Origin of the sequence: Rhodococcus sp. B50, from assembly GCF_013602415.1 — a bacterium.
Lineage (GTDB): Bacteria > Actinomycetota > Actinomycetes > Mycobacteriales > Mycobacteriaceae > Rhodococcus.
This window is the reverse complement of sequence record NZ_WPAG02000002.1, coordinates 345,289-361,760: the sequence shown is the minus strand read 5'-3', so window position 1 is coordinate 361,760 and position 16,472 is coordinate 345,289. Positions and strand designations below refer to the sequence as shown.

16 protein-coding genes are annotated in these 16,472 nt (G+C 69.1%); 5 read left to right on the top strand and 11 right to left on the bottom strand.

All coding sequences use genetic code 11. From position 1 onward, the window contains the following. Positions 1 to 39 precede the first annotated feature (39 nt). The 4 genes from GON09_RS01985 to GON09_RS01970 all read right to left on the bottom strand — a co-directional run bounded on the left by GON09_RS01985 (position 40) and on the right by GON09_RS01970 (position 3,676). Positions 40 to 915, bottom strand: coding sequence for a lysophospholipid acyltransferase family protein (locus GON09_RS01985; protein WP_213930372.1), 876 nt, complete (start codon positions 913 to 915; stop codon positions 40 to 42). Further along, positions 912 to 1,742, bottom strand: a complete 831-nt coding sequence (locus GON09_RS01980; protein ID WP_213930371.1) for a GNAT family N-acetyltransferase — start codon at positions 1,740 to 1,742, stop codon at positions 912 to 914. The genes GON09_RS01985 and GON09_RS01980 overlap by 4 nt, the downstream gene beginning before the upstream one ends. A 146-nt stretch (positions 1,743 to 1,888) precedes the next feature. Continuing rightward, complete coding sequence (locus GON09_RS01975) at positions 1,889 to 2,845, bottom strand: electron transfer flavoprotein subunit alpha/FixB family protein (protein WP_213930370.1); 957 nt, start codon at positions 2,843 to 2,845, stop codon at positions 1,889 to 1,891. 45 nt (positions 2,846 to 2,890) lie between these two features. Beyond that, complete coding sequence (locus GON09_RS01970; RefSeq protein WP_213930369.1) at positions 2,891 to 3,676, bottom strand: electron transfer flavoprotein subunit beta/FixA family protein; 786 nt, start codon at positions 3,674 to 3,676, stop codon at positions 2,891 to 2,893. A 223-nt stretch (positions 3,677 to 3,899) separates the two neighbouring features. Between GON09_RS01970 and GON09_RS01965 the strand changes: the two genes are divergently transcribed. The 4 genes from GON09_RS01965 to GON09_RS01950 are packed head-to-tail and all read left to right on the top strand — an operon-like array spanning position 3,900 to position 8,027. Then, positions 3,900 to 4,700 (top strand): class I SAM-dependent methyltransferase, encoded by an 801-nt coding sequence (locus GON09_RS01965; RefSeq protein ID WP_213930368.1) that lies wholly within the window; start codon positions 3,900 to 3,902, stop codon positions 4,698 to 4,700. Between the two features lie 26 nt (positions 4,701 to 4,726). Next, complete coding sequence (locus tag GON09_RS01960) at positions 4,727 to 6,247, top strand: 1,4-alpha-glucan branching protein domain-containing protein (protein ID WP_213934224.1); 1,521 nt, start codon at positions 4,727 to 4,729, stop codon at positions 6,245 to 6,247. Next, positions 6,244 to 7,491 carry a glycosyltransferase family 4 protein gene (locus GON09_RS01955; RefSeq protein ID WP_213930367.1) on the top strand — a complete coding sequence of 416 codons (1,248 nt, stop codon included), beginning with the start codon at positions 6,244 to 6,246 and terminating at the stop codon, positions 7,489 to 7,491. Before GON09_RS01960 ends, GON09_RS01955 begins: the two co-directional genes overlap by 4 nt. Next, entirely contained in the window at positions 7,488 to 8,027 is a 540-nt protein-coding gene (locus GON09_RS01950) for a GNAT family N-acetyltransferase (protein WP_213930366.1), read from the top strand. Before GON09_RS01955 ends, GON09_RS01950 begins: the two co-directional genes overlap by 4 nt. 13 nt (positions 8,028 to 8,040) lie before the next feature. Here the strand turns inward: GON09_RS01950 and GON09_RS01945 are convergent, their stop codons facing one another. Then, entirely contained in the window at positions 8,041 to 9,543 is a 1,503-nt protein-coding gene (locus tag GON09_RS01945; RefSeq protein ID WP_213930365.1) for an amidase, read from the bottom strand. A 32-nt stretch (positions 9,544 to 9,575) separates the two neighbouring features. Continuing rightward, a complete protein-coding gene (locus tag GON09_RS01940; RefSeq protein ID WP_213930364.1) occupies positions 9,576 to 10,334 on the bottom strand; it encodes an acyltransferase in 759 nt (252 codons plus the stop codon). Between the two features lie 93 nt (positions 10,335 to 10,427). On the opposite strand from GON09_RS01940, the gene GON09_RS01935 reads away from it, so the two are divergent. Next, on the top strand, positions 10,428 to 11,744 hold the full coding sequence (locus tag GON09_RS01935) for an outer membrane protein assembly factor BamB family protein (RefSeq protein ID WP_213930363.1): 1,317 nt from the start codon (positions 10,428 to 10,430) through the stop codon (positions 11,742 to 11,744). Positions 11,745 to 11,759: 15 nt separating this feature from the next. On the opposite strand, the gene GON09_RS01930 is transcribed toward GON09_RS01935, so the two are convergent. From GON09_RS01930 to GON09_RS01910, 5 genes are read right to left on the bottom strand one after another with little or no spacing between them, the layout of a single operon-like run. Continuing rightward, positions 11,760 to 12,917, bottom strand: a complete 1,158-nt coding sequence (locus GON09_RS01930; protein WP_213930362.1) for a THUMP-like domain-containing protein — start codon at positions 12,915 to 12,917, stop codon at positions 11,760 to 11,762. Further along, positions 12,918 to 13,895 carry a class I SAM-dependent methyltransferase gene (locus GON09_RS01925; protein ID WP_213930361.1) on the bottom strand — a complete coding sequence of 326 codons (978 nt, stop codon included), beginning with the start codon at positions 13,893 to 13,895 and terminating at the stop codon, positions 12,918 to 12,920. Positions 13,896 to 13,947: 52 nt separating this feature from the next. Continuing rightward, positions 13,948 to 14,727, bottom strand: coding sequence for an enoyl-CoA hydratase-related protein (locus GON09_RS01920; RefSeq protein WP_213930360.1), 780 nt, complete (start codon positions 14,725 to 14,727; stop codon positions 13,948 to 13,950). A 24-nt stretch (positions 14,728 to 14,751) separates the two neighbouring features. Further along, positions 14,752 to 15,585, bottom strand: coding sequence for an NUDIX hydrolase (locus tag GON09_RS01915; RefSeq protein WP_213930359.1), 834 nt, complete (start codon positions 15,583 to 15,585; stop codon positions 14,752 to 14,754). A gap of 44 nt (positions 15,586 to 15,629) precedes the next feature. Continuing rightward, entirely contained in the window at positions 15,630 to 16,460 is an 831-nt protein-coding gene (locus GON09_RS01910) for an ABC transporter ATP-binding protein (protein WP_213930358.1), read from the bottom strand. Between the last annotated feature and the right edge of the window lie 12 nt (positions 16,461 to 16,472).

Here is a 16,472-nt window from a genome sequence, read left to right as displayed (position 1 = left end):
GGGTGGGCACAGGTGCCCGCCGCGCTCAGGGGTCGGCGGTCAGGCGACGTCCGCCGTGGGCGCCGCTCCGGTGGCCGGTGAGAGGTCGACCGGCAAGGACGATATGGCATCGGCCACACGTTCGGCGCGGACTGCGCGGTCGCACCGGGCCGCGAGATCACGTCGGTCCTGTCCGGGCCATTCGAGCGGCGCCAGCACGACTTCGGCCACGACACGACGGCTCCGGATCATCCGCCGGATCGAGGATCCGATCGTCTCGTCCCCGACGAAAGCGGGCACCGCAGTGGACTCGCCCGCCTGGTCGCTGTAACGCAGCCCGACCGGCTGGACAGGGCATTCCGCATCCACCGCCGCCTGGAGCAGAGCGGGACGAAAACCGCCGTAGGCCCGGCCGCACCATGTCGTGCCCTCGGGGAAGACCGCGACACGTTCGCCTGCGAGCAGGCGGGTACGTATCCGATCGATCACGTCGGGCAGCAGACGCAACCGTTCCCGCTCGATGGCGATGACACGCATCCGGCGTGCGAGTGCGCCCCACGCACCCCAGTCGAGCAAGTCCGCCCGTGCCACGAAGGCGGCGGGAGCGACCGCGGTGAGGACGAGCACGTCGGTCCACGAGACGTGCGGTGCCACGACGAGCACGCCCCCTGCGTGCGCCCGCCGGTCACGCCTGTCGTCGACCGACAAGCGCATGCCCACACACCACAGCAATACGCGCGCACTGCGGCGCAGCGCGCCTTCCCGCCGTGCCGCAGGAATCACGCGGCCGGCCAGCAGGAGCGGTACAACCGTCAACACGAGCGCCACGATCGCGATACGCAGCCACACCGCCGGCAGACCCACACGGTCCGCGTCGTCCGGCAGACACCGAGCGCCACACGGGCTCGACGGCATCCACTCGTGCAACCGCGTCATCGCGCACCACCCTCGTTGCGCTCCGCGACGGCCCGCAAGCGGTCGAGATACCGCGCGTCCGCCCCGTCCACGGCGAGTATCGCGACGAAGTCGGCAACACCGAAGGCCGGGTCGTGGGCCGGTTCACCGCAGATCCGGGCACCGAGTCGGAGATATCCGCGCAGCAGCGGCGGCACGACCGGGCGCGGTGGCGGTGCGATCTCGTCGAGAGTGCGGCCGTCGACCACGACCGGGTTCAGCGGGCGTACCCGTGACGCGGGTTCGACGGCGTGCCGCTCGAGCAGGAGGTCGCGCACGGCCCGCACGTTCGACGCCTCGGGTTCGTCGGGCGTCGTGCGCATGGGCACCGACACGCAGCCGATGACTTCACGGTGTCCGGTCCTCTCGAGGTAGACCAGGATCCCGGCCCACATGAGGGTCAGCACGGACCCGGAGCGGTGGTCCGGATCGACGCAGGCCCGACCCATTTCGACGAGGCCGCGTCCGTGTGGGTCGAGGGCGGTGAGATCGAATTCGGTGGCGGTGTAGTACCCACCCGCCTCGCGCGCGGCCTCGGGTAGCAGCATCCGGTAGCAGCCCACGACGTCGTCGGTGACCCGGTCGTGCACGAGTATGTGGTCGCAGAACTCGTCGAAACGGTCCGCGTCGAGGCCGGTCCCGGAATCGGGGAGCCGGAAGCCCGGTTCGTTCGCGAAGACCCGATGGCGCAGACGTTGCGCGGCCGTGCGGATCGACGGTTCGGTCGAGACGACGAGGGAATAGCGAGGGCCGGACAGGATCGGGGCGGTGAACTCACTCGGGCGGTACAGCACCGACGATGTGGTCATGCTGAAGGTGTAACGAGCGCGGGAGGCGTACCGGCGGCGCCGGGGTGTCGCGGTGATGCATCGCCGATGAACACTCCCGTCGAACGCAGGCGGCCCCGCTCCTCGAAAGGAGCGGGGCCGCGCAGGGATCGGTCTGCCGGAGCAGATCAGCCCTTGTGCTTCTTGACCTCTTCGGTCAGCTGCGGGGCGACGTTGAACAGGTCGCCGACGACGCCGTAGTCCGCGATCTCGAAGATCGGGGCCTCTTCGTCCTTGTTGACGGCGACGATGGTCTTCGACGTCTGCATGCCGGCGCGGTGCTGGATGGCACCGGAGATGCCGAGCGCGACGTACAGCTGCGGCGAGACCGTCTTGCCGGTCTGACCGACCTGGAACTGGCCCGGGTAGTAGCCGGAGTCGACAGCGGCGCGCGAAGCACCGACGGCGGCACCGAGCGAGTCGGCGAGCTCCTCGACGACGGAGAACTTGTCGGCCGAACCGACACCGCGGCCACCGGAGACCACGATCGACGCCTCGGTGAGCTCCGGACGATCGCCGCCGACGATCGGATCGCGCGAGACGATCTTCACGGCGTTCTCTTCCTGGGCGGGAACCTCGACGGCGACGCGCTCGGCGGCGGCAGCCTCGGGCTTGGCCTCGATGGCACCCGGGCGCACGGAGATCACGGGGACCTCACCGTTGGCCTTGGCATCGACGGTGTAGGCGCCACCGAAGATCGAGTGGACGGCGGAGCCGTCGGCCTTGACGTCGACGACGTCGACGAGCAGACCGGAGCCGATGCGGGCGGCGAGACGGCCCGAGACCTCTTTGCCCTCGACGGACGCTGCGGTGATGACAGCGGCGGGGCTGGTGGACTCGACGAGCGACGCGAGGATGTCGACCTTCGGGGTCACCAGGTAATTGTCGACGTCGTCGGACTCGGCGGCGTAGACCTTGACCGCACCGGCGGCCGCGAGGGCGTCCTGCAGCGCGTCGGCGGTGCCGGGGGCACCCGCGACGACGGCGGAGGGCTCGCCGAGCGCACGCGCGGCGGTGATGAGTTCGGTGCTGACCTTCTTGAGCGCGCCCTCGGCATGCTCGACGAGCACGAGTACTTCTGCCATTACTACTTCTCTCCTAGATATGTCAGATGTTGTCGCGGGGCGCGATCAGATGATCTTCTGGCCGACGAGGTACTGGGCGATCTTGGTGCCGCCGTCGCCTTCGTCGGCGACGCGCTCACCCGCGGTACGCGGGGGCTTCGGGGTCACACCGGTGACGGTGGACGCCGCGTTGGCAACACCGAAGATCTCCGGATCGAGACCGATGTCGGCAAGGGTGAGGGTCTGAACTTCCTTCTTCTTGGCGGCCATGATGCCCTTGAAGGAGGGGAAGCGGGGCTCGTTGATCTTCTCGGTGACCGAGACGATGGCGGGGAGCGGAGCTTCGATGCCGAAGACGCCCTCGTCGGTTTCGCGCTCGCCGGTGGCCTTGCCGTCGGCGATGGTGAGCTTGCGCAGGTGCGTCAGGTGCGGGAGGCCCAGGTACTCGGCGATGATCGCGGGAACGGCGCCCACGCGGCCGTCGGTGGCCTCGTTACCGGCGATGACCAGCTCGACGCCCTCGATCTGGCCGAGCGCGGCGGCAATCGCGTACGCGGTCTGGATGGAGTCCGAGCCGTGCAGGGCGGGATCGTTGAGGTGGATCGCCTTGTCGGCGCCCATGGACAGCGCCTTGCGGATGGCGTCGGTCGCGCGGTCCGGGCCGGCGGTCAGAACGGTGACCTCGCCGCCGTCGCGCTCCTTGATGAGCAGAGCTTCCTCGACAGCGCGCTCGTTGATCTCGTCGAGCACGGCATCGGCGGCCTCACGGTCGAGCGTGTAGTCGCCGTCGCTGAGCTTGCGCTCGGACCACGTGTCGGGGACCTGCTTGATCAAAACGACGATGTTCGTCATGGGTCTGCGTCGACCTCCTGTGTGTAGCTGCCTTTGGTCGGCAAGGCGCTGCCTGAACCGAGCACTCGTGTCTTTCGCACGGCGTGTGCGATAGATTATCAGCCGCTAAGTTACCGGCCGGTAACTTGACGGGATTCCCGGTTCACCATAGCCGCACGGAAGGACGACCAAACCTGTGATCTGGAACACCGGAGACCTTGCCTCCGGGGAGGGGTCTAATGTCGTGGCGGTGAGCGACACCCCCGCCCGCGCCGACGACGCGCACACCCTCCCCCTCACCGGCGAACGGACGGTCCCCGGCATCGCCGAGGAGAACTACTGGTTCCGACGTCACGAGGTGGTCTACCAGCACTTTCTCTCCCGCTGCGAGAACCGGACCGTGCTCGAGGCCGGGGCCGGCGAAGGCTACGGCGCCGACATGATCGCCGACGTCGCCACGCGCGTGATCGGGCTCGACTACGACGAGACCGCGGTCGCGCACATCCGTGCCCGCTACCCCCGCGTGGACATGCGCCACGGCAACCTCGCCGAACTTCCCCTCGCGGACGAATCGGTCGATACGGTCGTGAACTTCCAGGTGATCGAGCATCTGTGGGATCAGACACAGTTCCTACGCGAATGTCATCGTGTTCTCACTCCCGGCGGCGAATTGTTGATCAGTACGCCGAACCGCATCACCTTCTCCCCCGGGCGCGACACCCCGCTCAACCCGTTCCACACCCGTGAACTGAACGCCACCGAACTGACGGAACTGCTCGAGGAAGCAGGCTTCCGCGTCGAACTCATGACGGGCGTGCACCACGGTCCCGCACTGTGCGCTCTCGACGCCAAGCACGGCGGATCGTTCATCGACGCCCAGATCGAACGGGCGCTCGCGGGTCAGCCGTGGCCGGACGATCTCACCGCCGACGTCGCCATGGTCTCGGTCGACGACTTCGCCATCGTTCCCGGGAACATCGATGCGAGCCTCGATCTCGTCGCGATCGCCATGAAGGATCCCGCGGCGAAGGACACTGCGCCGTGAGTGCCGCATCACCTCGCGAACCCGGCATGTTCGCGCTCGTCCTCCATTCCCATCTTCCGTGGCTCGCCCATCACGGTCGGTGGCCGGTCGGGGAGGAATGGCTCTACCAGTCGTGGGCCGCGACCTATCTGCCCGTCACCGATGTCCTGCGGCGACTCGCCGCCGAAGGCCGGACCCGGATGCTCACGTTGGGCGTCACCCCGGTACTCGCCGCGCAACTCGACGATCCGCACTGCCTCGCCGGAATGCACCATTGGCTCGGCAACTGGCAGCTCCGCGCGCACGAGGCCGCCGGCATGCGGGAGGAGTCCTACCGCGCGCTCGGCGCTCGCGAGCACCGCGCTGCCTCGGCCGCACTCGAGGATTTCGAAACCCATTGGCGCCACGGAGGATCCCCCGTCGTCCGGCAGCTGATCGACGCCGACGCGATCGAACTGCTCGGTGGCCCCCTGGCCCATCCCTTCCAGCCCCTCCTCGACCCGCGACTGCGGGCGTTCTCCCTGTCCGAGGGTCTCGCCGACGCCCACGCCCGCTGGAACCATCGGCCGCGCGGCATCTGGGGTCCGGAATGCGGTTACTCGCCGGGTATGGAGAAGGGCTACGCCGCAGCGGGTGTCGAGCACTTCATGGTCGACGGCCCCGCACTGCGCGGCGACACCTCGCTCGGCCGCACGGTCCACGGCTCGGACGTCGTGTGCTTCGGCCGCGACCTGCAGGTCTCGTACCGGGTGTGGTCGCCGAAGTCCGGCTACCCCGGCCACTCCGCCTACCGCGACTTCCACACCTACTGCCACGACACCGGACTCAAACCCTCCCGGGTCACGGGCCGCACGGTGCCCTCGCACGAGAAGGCGCCCTACGACCCCGAACTCGCGTCGCAGACCGTCGACAGGCACGTCGCCGACTTCGTCGGGACCGTCCGGCAGCGTCTGCGCAGCGAATCCGACCGCATCGGCCGGGACGCACTCGTGGTCGCGGCATTCGACACGGAACTGTTCGGGCACTGGTGGTTCGAGGGACCGATCTTCCTCGAACGACTGCTGCGCGCCCTTCCCGAGGCCGGTATCGAGGTGGGAACCCTGGCCGATGCCCGCGACCGCGGCTACGTCGGCGCCTCCGTCGATCTCGAGGATTCGTCGTGGGGTTCGGGCAAGGACTGGCGGGTCTGGGCCGGCGATCAGGTCGCCGACCTCGTGCGTCTCAACGGCGAGGTGGTGCGCACGACCCTCGACAGCATCGACAAGGCCCGCGAGCAGAACACCTCGCCGGTTGCGCTCCGCAACCGCGTGCACGATCAGATGCTGCGCGAAGCGCTGCTCACGGTGTCCAGCGACTGGGCGTTCATGGTCAGCAAGGACACCGCCGCCGCCTACGCCCGCGACCGCGCGCACAAGCATGCCCACGCACTGCGCGAGATCGCCGAGGCGGTCGACTCCGGACGCACCGACACCGCGCACCGGCTGGCCGACGGATGGAACCGCGCCGACAATCTCTTCCCAGGACTCGACGCCCGACGACTGCCCGGACGCCACGGAGGCCCGCGATGAAGATCCTGCTCGTCTCATGGGAGTACCCGCCCGTCGTCGTCGGCGGTCTGGGCAGACACGTCCACCATCTCGCCACCGAACTCGCCGCGGCCGGCAACGAGGTAGTGGTGCTGTCGCGTCGTCCGACCGGCACCGATGCGTCGACCCACCCCACGGTCGGTCACATCGCCGACGGCGTGCTCGTGGTGGCGGTCGCGGAGGACGCACCCCACTTCGACTTCGGCGAGGACATGATCGCGTGGACCCTGGCGATGGGCCACGCGATGGTCCGCGCCGGGATCGGATTGAGCCGCGGCGGTATCGGCGAGGGTTGGCACCCCGACGTCGTCCACGCCCACGACTGGCTCGTCGCCCACCCTGCGATCGCGCTGGCCGAGTACTTCGACGTGCCACTCGTGTCGACCCTGCACGCGACCGAGGCCGGTCGCCACAGCGGCTGGCTGTCGGGCCGGATCAATCGGCAGGTGCATTCCGTCGAATGGTGGCTCGCCAACGAATCCGACCGGCTCATCACGTGTTCGGCGTCGATGCACGACGAGGTCACCGAACTGTACGGACCGGATCTGCCGGAGATCTCGGTGATCCGCAACGGTATCGACCTCACCACCTGGTCGTACCGCGAACGCGAACCGCGTCCCGGACCGGCACGGCTGCTGTACGTCGGTCGCCTCGAATACGAGAAGGGTGTGCAGGACGCGATCGCCGCCCTCCCTCGCATCCGCCGGTCGCATCCCGGCACGACCCTCGTGGTCGCCGGCGAAGGCACCCAGTTCGAATGGCTCCGCGAACAGGCACGGGTACACCGCGTCGCACGATCGGTGAGTTTCCTCGGCAACCTCGACCACACCGAGTTGCTCGGCTGGTTGCACGGTGCCGACGCGATCGTGCTGCCGAGCCGCTACGAGCCGTTCGGCATCATCGCCCTCGAAGCCGCGGCCGCAGGCACCCCGCTGATCGCGTCCACCGCCGGCGGCCTGGGCGAAGCGGTGGTCGACGGAGTGACCGGACTGTCGTTCCAGCCCGGCGACGTGGCCGGGCTCGTCTCGGCCGTCCGGGAGACCCTCGACGACCCCGAGGACGCACAGGTACGCGCCCGAGCCGCCCGCGCGCGCCTGACCGACGACTTCGACTGGCGCCGCGTCGCCGAGGAGACCGTGCAGGTCTACTCGTCGGCGAAGCGACGGGTGCGTCACCCGCTGGCACGCCCCACGATCCCGCAACGTCCACTCCCGGATCGCGGATGAACGGGCAGCACACGGTCGAGGTCGAGCGCCTCGAACCGCTCGAATCCGACGTCATCGCCGTCACAGATCTGCTCAACGCCGTCTACGCGGTCGCCGAGGACGGCATGTGGGTGCCGGGCACCACGCGGACCGACCCGGACGAGATCACCCGCTACGCACGGGAAGGCAGTATCCGGATCGCCCGCTCCCACGGGCAGGTGGTCGGGTGCATCCGCGTGACGCCGGTGGACGGGACGACGGCCGAGTTCGGGATGCTCGCGTCCGACCCGAAGGTCCGCGGCACGGGCGTCGGCCGCCTCCTGATCGACGCCGTCGAGTCGGAGTGCGCCGAGCAGGGGTTCGAGACGATGCAACTCGAGGTGATCCGCCCCCGCGACACCTCGCACGAGTCCAAAGTCTTCCTCGACCGGCTCTACACCGGGCTCGGGTACGTGCCGGAGGAACCCACTCCGCTCGATACTCGGCATCCGGAACTCGTTTCCGCCCTTGCTGTTCCGTGCGAGACGGTCGTGTACCGGAAATCTTTGTCCTCCTGAGTGGACTTCCGGCTCAGGAGGCAGGGGACAACTCGGCCGGAGCGAGCGGCGGCTGCCGATCGAACCACGGCCGGGCGTGTTCGAGTTCGCCGGCGAGAGCGAGAAGCACACCCTCCCCGCCGAGCGGCGCGACGAACTGCACCCCGAGCGGCAGACCGGACGCCGTCCAGTGCAACGGAACCGACATCGCCGGACGTCCGGTGATATTGGCCAGCTGCGTGTAGGGGGTGCGGCCCAGATTGTCGTCCACCACGCGGTCGACGAAACCGGCCCGGCCCGCGATCCACGCGGTTCGGGTCCGCAGGAGAGCCTCGCCGGCACGCCGCATCCAGCGCGGCGTGTCGAGTTCGCCGATGCGCGACGGCGGGCATGCGAGCGTCGGCGTGAGCAGCAGATCGTAGCGCTCGTGGAACTGCGCGAGACCACTCGCATACTCGGCCCAACGGGCATGTGCCGCAATGTAGTCCGACGCCGAAGTCGTCTTTCCGAGTGCGGCGATGATACGGGTGTCGAACTCGAAGTCCTCCGGCCGCGCCCCCGTGAGGCGGCAAGCGTCGGCAACCTCTGCGGCGGCCGTGGCGAACCACATCGTGAGGAAGTCCTCGGCCAGACGCCGTTCGTCGATACCCGTCGAGGCGGGTTCGACGTGATGACCGAGTTCCCCGAGCACCGCGACGGCACCGTCCACTGCGGCCACCGCCTCCGGGTCCACCGGCGTCCCGATCGGTGACGCGGTCTCGTACCCGATCCGCAACCGCTTCGGAGCCGAGCGTGCGGCCTCCGCGTACGACTGCACTCGTTCGACGAGATACGGGCCGCCCGCGTACGAGCCGGCCATGACGTCGAGGAAGGCCGCGGCATCGCGCACCGTCCGGCAGATCACCCCGTTGGTGGCGGCCCCGTGCAGAGGCTCCCCACCGCGAGGCCCGGTCGGCACGAGTCCGCGCCCGGGTTTGAGTCCGAGGAGCCCGCAGCAGGCGGCGGGGATGCGGATGGAGCCACCGCCGTCACTCGCTCCGGCCACGGGAACGACGCCGGCCGCGACCGCGGCGGCGGATCCGCCCGACGACCCACCCGGAGTCACCGCTGGATCCCACGGATTGCGGCTCGCCCCGAAGGCCTCGGGCTCGGTGATGCCCTTCGCTCCGAACTCGGGGGTGTTCGTCTTCCCGAACGGGACCAGCCCCGCTCCGAGCCACCGGTCCACGATCACCGAGTTCTCGTCCACCGGCAGGTCGGCGAGAACACGGGAACCTCTCGACGTCGGCTCACCGGCCAGATCCTGCCCCAGATCCTTGAGCAGGAACGGCACCCCGGCGAACGGACCCTCGAGTGAGTCGCGAGCGCGGGCGCGGGCCCGGTCGTCGAGCCTGCGGACGACGGTGTTCAGTGTCGGTTCGACCGTGTCGAGCCGCGCGATCGCGGTCTCGAGCAGCTCACTCGCCGACACCTGCCCCGCAGCGACGAGCTCGGCGAGGCCGGTCGCGTCGTGACTGCGATACTCCGAGTACTCCATTGCTGTCCCCCGACAGTGTCCGGCCCGCGTCGCTACTGGTGCACGTCCGCGGGCGTGTCTCCCGACTTCTTCCGTGCGATGTCGGCGAGCGCCGCTTCCCGGGCAGCACGCTCGGCTGCGGCGCTCTCCCACGCCACCTTACGGTTCTTGACCACCTTGGCGGGCGAACCCACCGCGATACTGAAATCGGGGATGTCGCCCTTGACGACCGCGTGCGCTCCCAGCACCGAACCACGGCCGACGCGCGTGCCCCGGAGCACGGTGACCTTCGCGGCGATCCAGGTGTCCGGGCCGATCCGGACGGGGCTCTTCACGATGCCCTGGTCCTTGATCGGATAGGTGATGTCCTCCGTGCGGTGGTCGAAGTCGCAGATGTAGCACCAGTCCGCGACCAGCGTCGACGCTCCGATCTCGATGTCGAGATAGGTGTTGACCACGTTGTCCCTGCCGAAGACGACCTTGTCGCCGATCCGGAGCGAGCCCTCGTGGCAGCGGATCGCGTTGCCGTCGCCGATATGGACCCATCTGCCGATCTCGAGGCGCGAGAGTTCCGGCGTCGCGTGGATTTCGACGTTCTTGCCCAGGAACACCATGCCGCGCAGCACCACGTGCGGATTGGCCAGCCGGAACTTCGCCAGGCGGTAGTACCGGACCAGGTACCAGGGCGTGTACGCCTTGTTGTCCAGCACCCACTTCAGAGAGGACAGCGTCAGGAATCGTGCCTGTTCGGGATCCCTGCGACGGGACCCGCGCCACCTCGCCGTCAGAGGTGCACCCCACATGCTCGTCATAGGGGCAGCCTACGGTCCGCCTCGTTCGCGGCTCACGACCCCCGGCCCGATACGCTGACACGTCGAATCGTTCGCCTGTGGAGGAGTTGAGTGATGCGGGGTGTCCTGCGGACCGCGGTCCCGGCGCTGACGGTGGTCTTCGCGCTGAGCGCGTGCGGTGGTGGCGCCGGCACCGACGACGTGTTGTCGAGCGGTGGCTGGCCGGGCCGTCACTCCGATGCCCGCAACAGCAACACCGCGACCGCCGACGGTGTCGACGATCTCGCACCCGGCTGGACCCGTCCGCTGGGGGGTGCGGCCGGCTCCCCCGCCGGCATCGCCGCCAACGGTCAGGTCTCGGTGACGGCCGCGACGGAGGCAGGATGCAATCTGTTCTCCTTCCAGATGGATTCCGGTCGCAAGCGCTGGTGCACGCGTCTCGCACCGGCCGTCACCACGATCACGCCCGTCTCCGACGCGGTCGCCAACATCTACGTCGGCGAGGACGGCGGACTGCTGTCGTTCAACGAGCACGGCCAGCGTCGCTGGCGCATTCCTGTGAGCGGCAGTCCTCGCAGCGCACAGTTCACCTCCGACGGAAGTCTGTTGGTGGTCACCCATTTCGGTCAGGTCAACGTCGTCGATCCCCAGACGGGCCACCTCGAGGCGCCCTTGTTCGATCTCGTGCCGGTACCGACCGTCGCGGACGGGCAGAACCTGCCGCGACTCGCGAGCGATCACGGCCTACCTGCCTGCTTCGGCGGGTCGGAGGACTGCCCGGTCGCCACCACTCCGGCCGTCGACACCGCCACCGATCGCGTCTTCGTCACCGTGTGGCGGCCGGGCGCCGACCGGTCCGCGCTCGTGGCGCTGCGCTACACGAGCGGCGATGACGCCGTGGTGACCGAAGAGTGGTCGGTGCCCGATCTCCCCGGCGGCGCGGTGACGAGTCCGGTGCTGTCCGCGGACGGTTCCACCGTCTACGTCCACGACGGGGACGGCGCTCTGTGGGCGCTCGACGCCGAGACGGGCGAGGCGCGGTGGAGCCACGACACCGGCCGGCCCACGGCACTCGGTCCCGCCGTCACCGAGGACGGACTGCTGCTCCTCGCCTCGGCCGACGGCAGCGCGCCGCTCACGGCGTTGCGCGACAACGGCGACGGCGCCGACGTCGAGTGGGAGCGGGCGGACGTGAAGCCGTACGGTGCCCCGTCGGTGACCGCCGACGGCCGGGCCTACGTGGTCGTCGACGGCGACCGGGGACTCGTCGCCGCGGTACTCGATCTCGCGGACGGAGCGACCACCGAGGAAGAGCCCCTCGAGCCGTCCACCGGACTGCCGGTCGGCACCGGGATCGGACCGGACGGCGAGTTCGTGATCACCACCGTCGACGGCGACGTGGTGGTGCTGCGGGCGCCACAGTCGGTGTGAGGGCGTGGCGGGCGATCAGCGTGAGGGCGTGCAGACGAACGCTTCCGGCGTCCGGCCGATGCGAGTGAGGACCACGCTGAGCGAGGCAGACCCGCGCAGTTTGAGCCGCGGACGCAGTACCGCCGGGTCGACGTCCACCCCGCGCACGAGGATCTCGACCGCGCCGCAGTCGTGGCGGGCGAGCGCCTGACGGAGCGTCTTCTCGCTGTACTTGAGACGATCGACGATCCGGAAACCCCGCACGCCGTCGGGCAGACGGTCGCCGGTGAGATAGGCGATCCGCGGGTCGAGTTGCCACAGCCCGTGTGCGGCGGCGTAGTGGCGGACGAGACCGGCACGCACGATCGCACCGTCCGGGTCGACGATCCACTCCCCCGGCTCACGCTCGGGAATGTCGTCGTCCTCGGCGTCGGTGATCTCGAAACCGGTTCCGTCGGAACGTAGTACGGCAGCTCGGCGGAGCACACCGGGAGTGCTCAGGCCCGGCGAGTACAGGCATGCTTCGCGGACTCCGCCGTCGAGCGAGACGACCTCGATCTCGCCCGCCCAGTCGAGTGAGTCGAAATCCAGTCCCGGCGCGCACTTCACGGCGAGATCGCGACCCGCGTAGGCGTCGAGGAGATCGGGCAGCGGTGGCTGCAGCGCCGCCGGATCGTGGGTGCGCCGGCCACCCGACCGGCGTGCGGGATCGGCGACGACGGTGGTACCCCTGGTGACCGGACGCAGGGCGTCGGCGCGCACCAGATACGCGTCGGGGACGTTGTGCGCGGCCATCGCCAGACGCACGTCGTCGAGGTCGCTGCCGATCACGGCTTCGGCGACCCCGACGAGTTCGGTGAGTTCGGCGCCGATCGAACACGTCACATCGTGCACGGTGCGGCCGCGCAACCGCTGGGCACGGTGCGCCGCGACGCGGGTCGGCGTGGACTGCTGCAGGGCGTCGTCGGTGAGAACCCACTCGGCCCCGCCGGCGATCTTCGCCTCCGCCTTGCGCCGCAGCATGACGGTTTCGACGAGCATTCCCGCACGATCACCGAAATGCGTACGCACCCAGCCGATGTCGGCAAGGCGCGTACGCGTCGACAATTCCCGGCCGGCGACGCGTACGAGAGCGTCTCGACCGTCGTCCGACGTCAGGTACGCGACGTCGGCGAGGGTGAAGTCGTAGCCCAACTACTTGCCGGGCTTCACACCGGTGATCATGACGTTGTAGAAGAAGCTGCGGGGAACGACGTGCTTGAGGACGTTCTCGTCGACCCAGCTCAGCGTCTTCCAGCCGCCGAAGGCGAACTTCGCCCAGTTCCAGCCCAGCTTCTCCTGCGGGACGGCCGCTTCGAACGTGCGCACCGGCCAGCCGAGCAGTGCCGCCGCGAACTCCTCACTCGACGCCTTCACCTCGACGGCGCCGGCCGACGAGGCGAGCTTCTCGAGATCCGAGGGGTCGAAGGTATGCAGGTCGACGACGGCCTCCAGGGCGGCCGCCCGGGAGGACTCGTCGAGTTCGGTCTGCGGACGACGCCAGTCGCGCAGGAAGGGCAGCTTGGTGATGTTGGTGGTGGCCTCCCACGTGACCCGACCGAGCAGGCGCGCGTAGTAGTTGCCGATCGTGCTGGGCTCGCCGGCGAAGACGAAACGTCCACCGGGCGCGAGCACGCGCAGCACCTCGCGCAGGGACTGCTCGACATCCGGGATGTGGTGCAGCACAGCGTGTCCGACCACGAGATCGAAGGTGTCGTCGTCGTACGGAATGGTCTCGGCGTCGGCGACGCGGCCGTCGACGTCGAGGCCGAGGTTCTCGGCGTTGCGCAGCGCGACCTTCACCATGCCGGGCGACAGGTCGGTCACCGAACCGGTCTTCGCGACCCCGCCCTGCATGAGGTTGAGGAGGAAGAATCCGGTGCCGCAACCGAGTTCGAGTGCGCGCTCGTAGGGCAGCGACTGCTCACCGGCAGCGGCGACGAACCGTCCCTTTGCGTAGTCGATGCACCGCTCGTCGTACGAGATCGACCACTTCTCGTCGTACGTCTCGGCTTCCCAGTCGTGGTAGAGCACCTGGGCGAGCTTGGTGTCCTCGAGGGCCGCTGCGACCTCTTCGGCCGTGGCGTGCGGATTCGGCGCGGGGTCGACCCCGTCGGTCCTGCTGGCAGTCATGCGGTGATCCTACTCGTCGGTAAGCTGTGGACAAGTGTGAGTGCCGGTCGCGTCATTCGCCGACGAACTGCGCCTTGCCCGGCCCGTTCTCGATGAACGACTCGAGGCCGATCGTGCGGTCCTTCGTGGCGAACAGGGCAGCGAAGACGTGCTGCTCGATCTTCAGACCCGTGTCCAGATCGGTGTCGAGCCCCTGGTCGATCGCGGCCTTCGCGGCGGCGAGCGCACGCGAGGCCGCGCCGGTGAACTGCCCGGCCCAGCGACGCGCCGCCTCGTAGACGTCGTCGGGGGCGACGACCGCGTCGACCAGACCGATCGACAGGGCCTCGTCAGCACCGACGAAGCGACCGGTGAAGACGATGTCCTTCGCCTTGGCCGGACCGACGAGCCGGGCGAGTCGCTGGGTACCGCCGCCACCGGGGATGATCCCCAGCAACACCTCGGGCGTGCCGAGCTTGACGTTGTCACCGATGATGCGGCGGTCGGCACCGAGCGCGAGTTCGAGGCCGCCCCCCAAGGCGTAACCGGTGATCGCGGCGACGGTGGGCTTGGGGATGTCGGCGATCGAGCCGAGGGCCGACTGCAGGTCGCCGACGATCTCGCTCATCTGCACGAAGTTCAGGTCGGCCAGTTCCTTGATGTCGGCGCCGGCCGCGAACACCTTCTCGCCGCCGTACACGATCACCGACTTCACGTCGGACCGCACGGTCGCCTCGCGCGCAGCCTCCCGGATCTCCTCCTGGAGCTGCCGGTTGAGGGCGTTCATCGGAGGTCGGTCGAGACGGATGGTGCCGATCCCGTCGGAGACCTCGAGGGTCACGAATTCAGCCATGGCCCTCAGCCTAGATGTCGGAGCCTAGATGTCGGAGCGCTGGGCCCACGGATGAGTACCGACCTCGTAGTAGGCGTCGTCCCCGTCGAACGCGATGTGGACCGCGCCGTCGCGGCGGCTCATGACGGGCAGGATCGGCTCGATGACCGGATCGGCGGCCATGAGGTCGGCGACCGTGGCGAAGCCCGACAGGATCGACAACTGACTCCACGTGGGCGGAAGCAGGATGCACCGACCCGAACGCCAGTCGGCGAGAGCTTCGTCCGCGGTCTGCCACTGCACCAGATCGGTCTCGGTGGTGTTCCCGTCCGCCCGTTGTCCGTCCGGCACCGCGGCGACGAAGAAGCGCGTGTCGTAGCGGCGCCGCTCCCCCAGCGGGGTGATCCAGTTCGCCTGCGGACTCAGCAGGTCGGCGCGCAGCACGAGCTGCTCCTTCTCCAGGAAGTCACCGAACGACAACTCCCGCGCCTCGAGCAGGCGCCGCGCCTCGGCGTAGTCGGTCGTGTCGGCCACCACGGAATCGGGGGTGGGGCCGGCGAGCAGCACGCCGCATTCCTCGAAGGTCTCGCGCACGGCTGCGAGCACCAGTGCGCGGGCCTGCGCCTCGTCGATGCCGAACTTCTCGGCCCACCACGCCACGTCCGGGCCGGTCCAGCGCACCTCGGCGTCGGTGTCCGAGGGGTCGACACCGCCGCCGGGGAAGACGGTCATGCCGCCGGCGAAGTCCATTCCGACGACGCGGCGCTGCAGGAACACCTCGACTCCGCGAGCGGAGTCGCGCACGAGCATCACGGTGGACGCGTCGCGGATGGGCACCGCGGTGGGATCGAAGGTGGATGCCGAGCGATCGATAGCCATGGCCTCAACCTAACCGATCGGTCCCGGCACCACCCGACCCGGCGCTACCTGCGGTGCCGTCCCGGCCGGCGGGTGCGGCGGGCGAAGAAGCGGTCGTCGACCTTGTCGAGCGAGATCGACTGACTGAACGCGGCACTGAGGTTCTCGGCGGTGATCACGTCGTCCAGCAGACCCTGGGCGACGACACCGCCCTCCTTCAAGAGCATCGCGTGCGTGAAGCCGGGCGGGATCTCCTCGACGTGGTGGGTGACGAGCACGATCGCGGGCGCATCCGGGTCGGCTGCGAGGGTTCCGAGCCGGGCCACGAGTTCCTCACGACCCCCCAGATCCAGTCCCGCCGCCGGCTCGTCGAGCAGCAGCAGCTCCGGGTCGGTCATCAATGCCCGGGCGATGAGAGCGCGCTTGCGTTCGCCTTCCGACAGCGTCCCGTACAGACGATCGGCGAGATGTTCCGCCCCGAGGCTCTCGAGCATCTCCACGGCGCGGCTCGTGTCGATGTCGTCGTACCGCTCACGCCACCGGCCCAGCACGCCGTAACCCGCGGAGAGCACCAGATCGGTGACCTTCTCGTCGTTGGGCACGCGGTTGGCCAGGGCCGCGGAGGACAATCCGATCCGGGGTCGCAGCTCGGACAGATCGGTCCGGCCGAACGTCTCCGCGAGGACGTGCGCGGTACCGGAGGTGGGGAACGTCTCGGCCGCCGCGACCCGCAGCAGCGAGGTCTTTCCTGCCCCGTTGGGCCCGAGAACCACCCAACGTTCGTCGAGTTCCACCTTCCAGGTCACGGGACCGACGAGGACGTTCCCGCCGCGTCGGACCACTACGTCGTCGAATTCGATGAGCAAATCGGGATCAGGTTGTGCCACGCCGACCATCTTCTCTTACGT

What these genes read in the sequence shown, in the direction of transcription:
- GON09_RS01985 (WP_213930372.1), bottom strand. Translation starts at nt 915, where the DNA reads ATGACGCGGTTGCACGAGTGGATGCCGTCGAGCCCGTGTGGCGCTCGG.
- GON09_RS01980 (WP_213930371.1), bottom strand. Translation starts at nt 1,742, where the DNA reads ATGACCACATCGTCGGTGCTGTACCGCCCGAGTGAGTTCACCGCCCCG.
- GON09_RS01975 (WP_213930370.1), bottom strand. Translation starts at nt 2,845, where the DNA reads ATGGCAGAAGTACTCGTGCTCGTCGAGCATGCCGAGGGCGCGCTCAAG.
- GON09_RS01970 (WP_213930369.1), bottom strand. Translation starts at nt 3,676, where the DNA reads ATGACGAACATCGTCGTTTTGATCAAGCAGGTCCCCGACACGTGGTCC.
- GON09_RS01960 (WP_213934224.1), top strand. Translation starts at nt 4,727, where the DNA reads ATGTTCGCGCTCGTCCTCCATTCCCATCTTCCGTGGCTCGCCCATCAC.
- GON09_RS01955 (WP_213930367.1), top strand. Translation starts at nt 6,244, where the DNA reads ATGAAGATCCTGCTCGTCTCATGGGAGTACCCGCCCGTCGTCGTCGGC.
- GON09_RS01950 (WP_213930366.1), top strand. Translation starts at nt 7,488, where the DNA reads ATGAACGGGCAGCACACGGTCGAGGTCGAGCGCCTCGAACCGCTCGAA.
- GON09_RS01945 (WP_213930365.1), bottom strand. Translation starts at nt 9,543, where the DNA reads ATGGAGTACTCGGAGTATCGCAGTCACGACGCGACCGGCCTCGCCGAG.
- GON09_RS01940 (WP_213930364.1), bottom strand. Translation starts at nt 10,334, where the DNA reads ATGACGAGCATGTGGGGTGCACCTCTGACGGCGAGGTGGCGCGGGTCC.
- GON09_RS01935 (WP_213930363.1), top strand. Translation starts at nt 10,428, where the DNA reads ATGCGGGGTGTCCTGCGGACCGCGGTCCCGGCGCTGACGGTGGTCTTC.
- GON09_RS01925 (WP_213930361.1), bottom strand. Translation starts at nt 13,895, where the DNA reads ATGACTGCCAGCAGGACCGACGGGGTCGACCCCGCGCCGAATCCGCAC.
- GON09_RS01920 (WP_213930360.1), bottom strand. Translation starts at nt 14,727, where the DNA reads ATGGCTGAATTCGTGACCCTCGAGGTCTCCGACGGGATCGGCACCATC.
- GON09_RS01915 (WP_213930359.1), bottom strand. Translation starts at nt 15,585, where the DNA reads ATGGCTATCGATCGCTCGGCATCCACCTTCGATCCCACCGCGGTGCCC.
- GON09_RS01910 (WP_213930358.1), bottom strand. Translation starts at nt 16,460, where the DNA reads ATGGTCGGCGTGGCACAACCTGATCCCGATTTGCTCATCGAATTCGAC.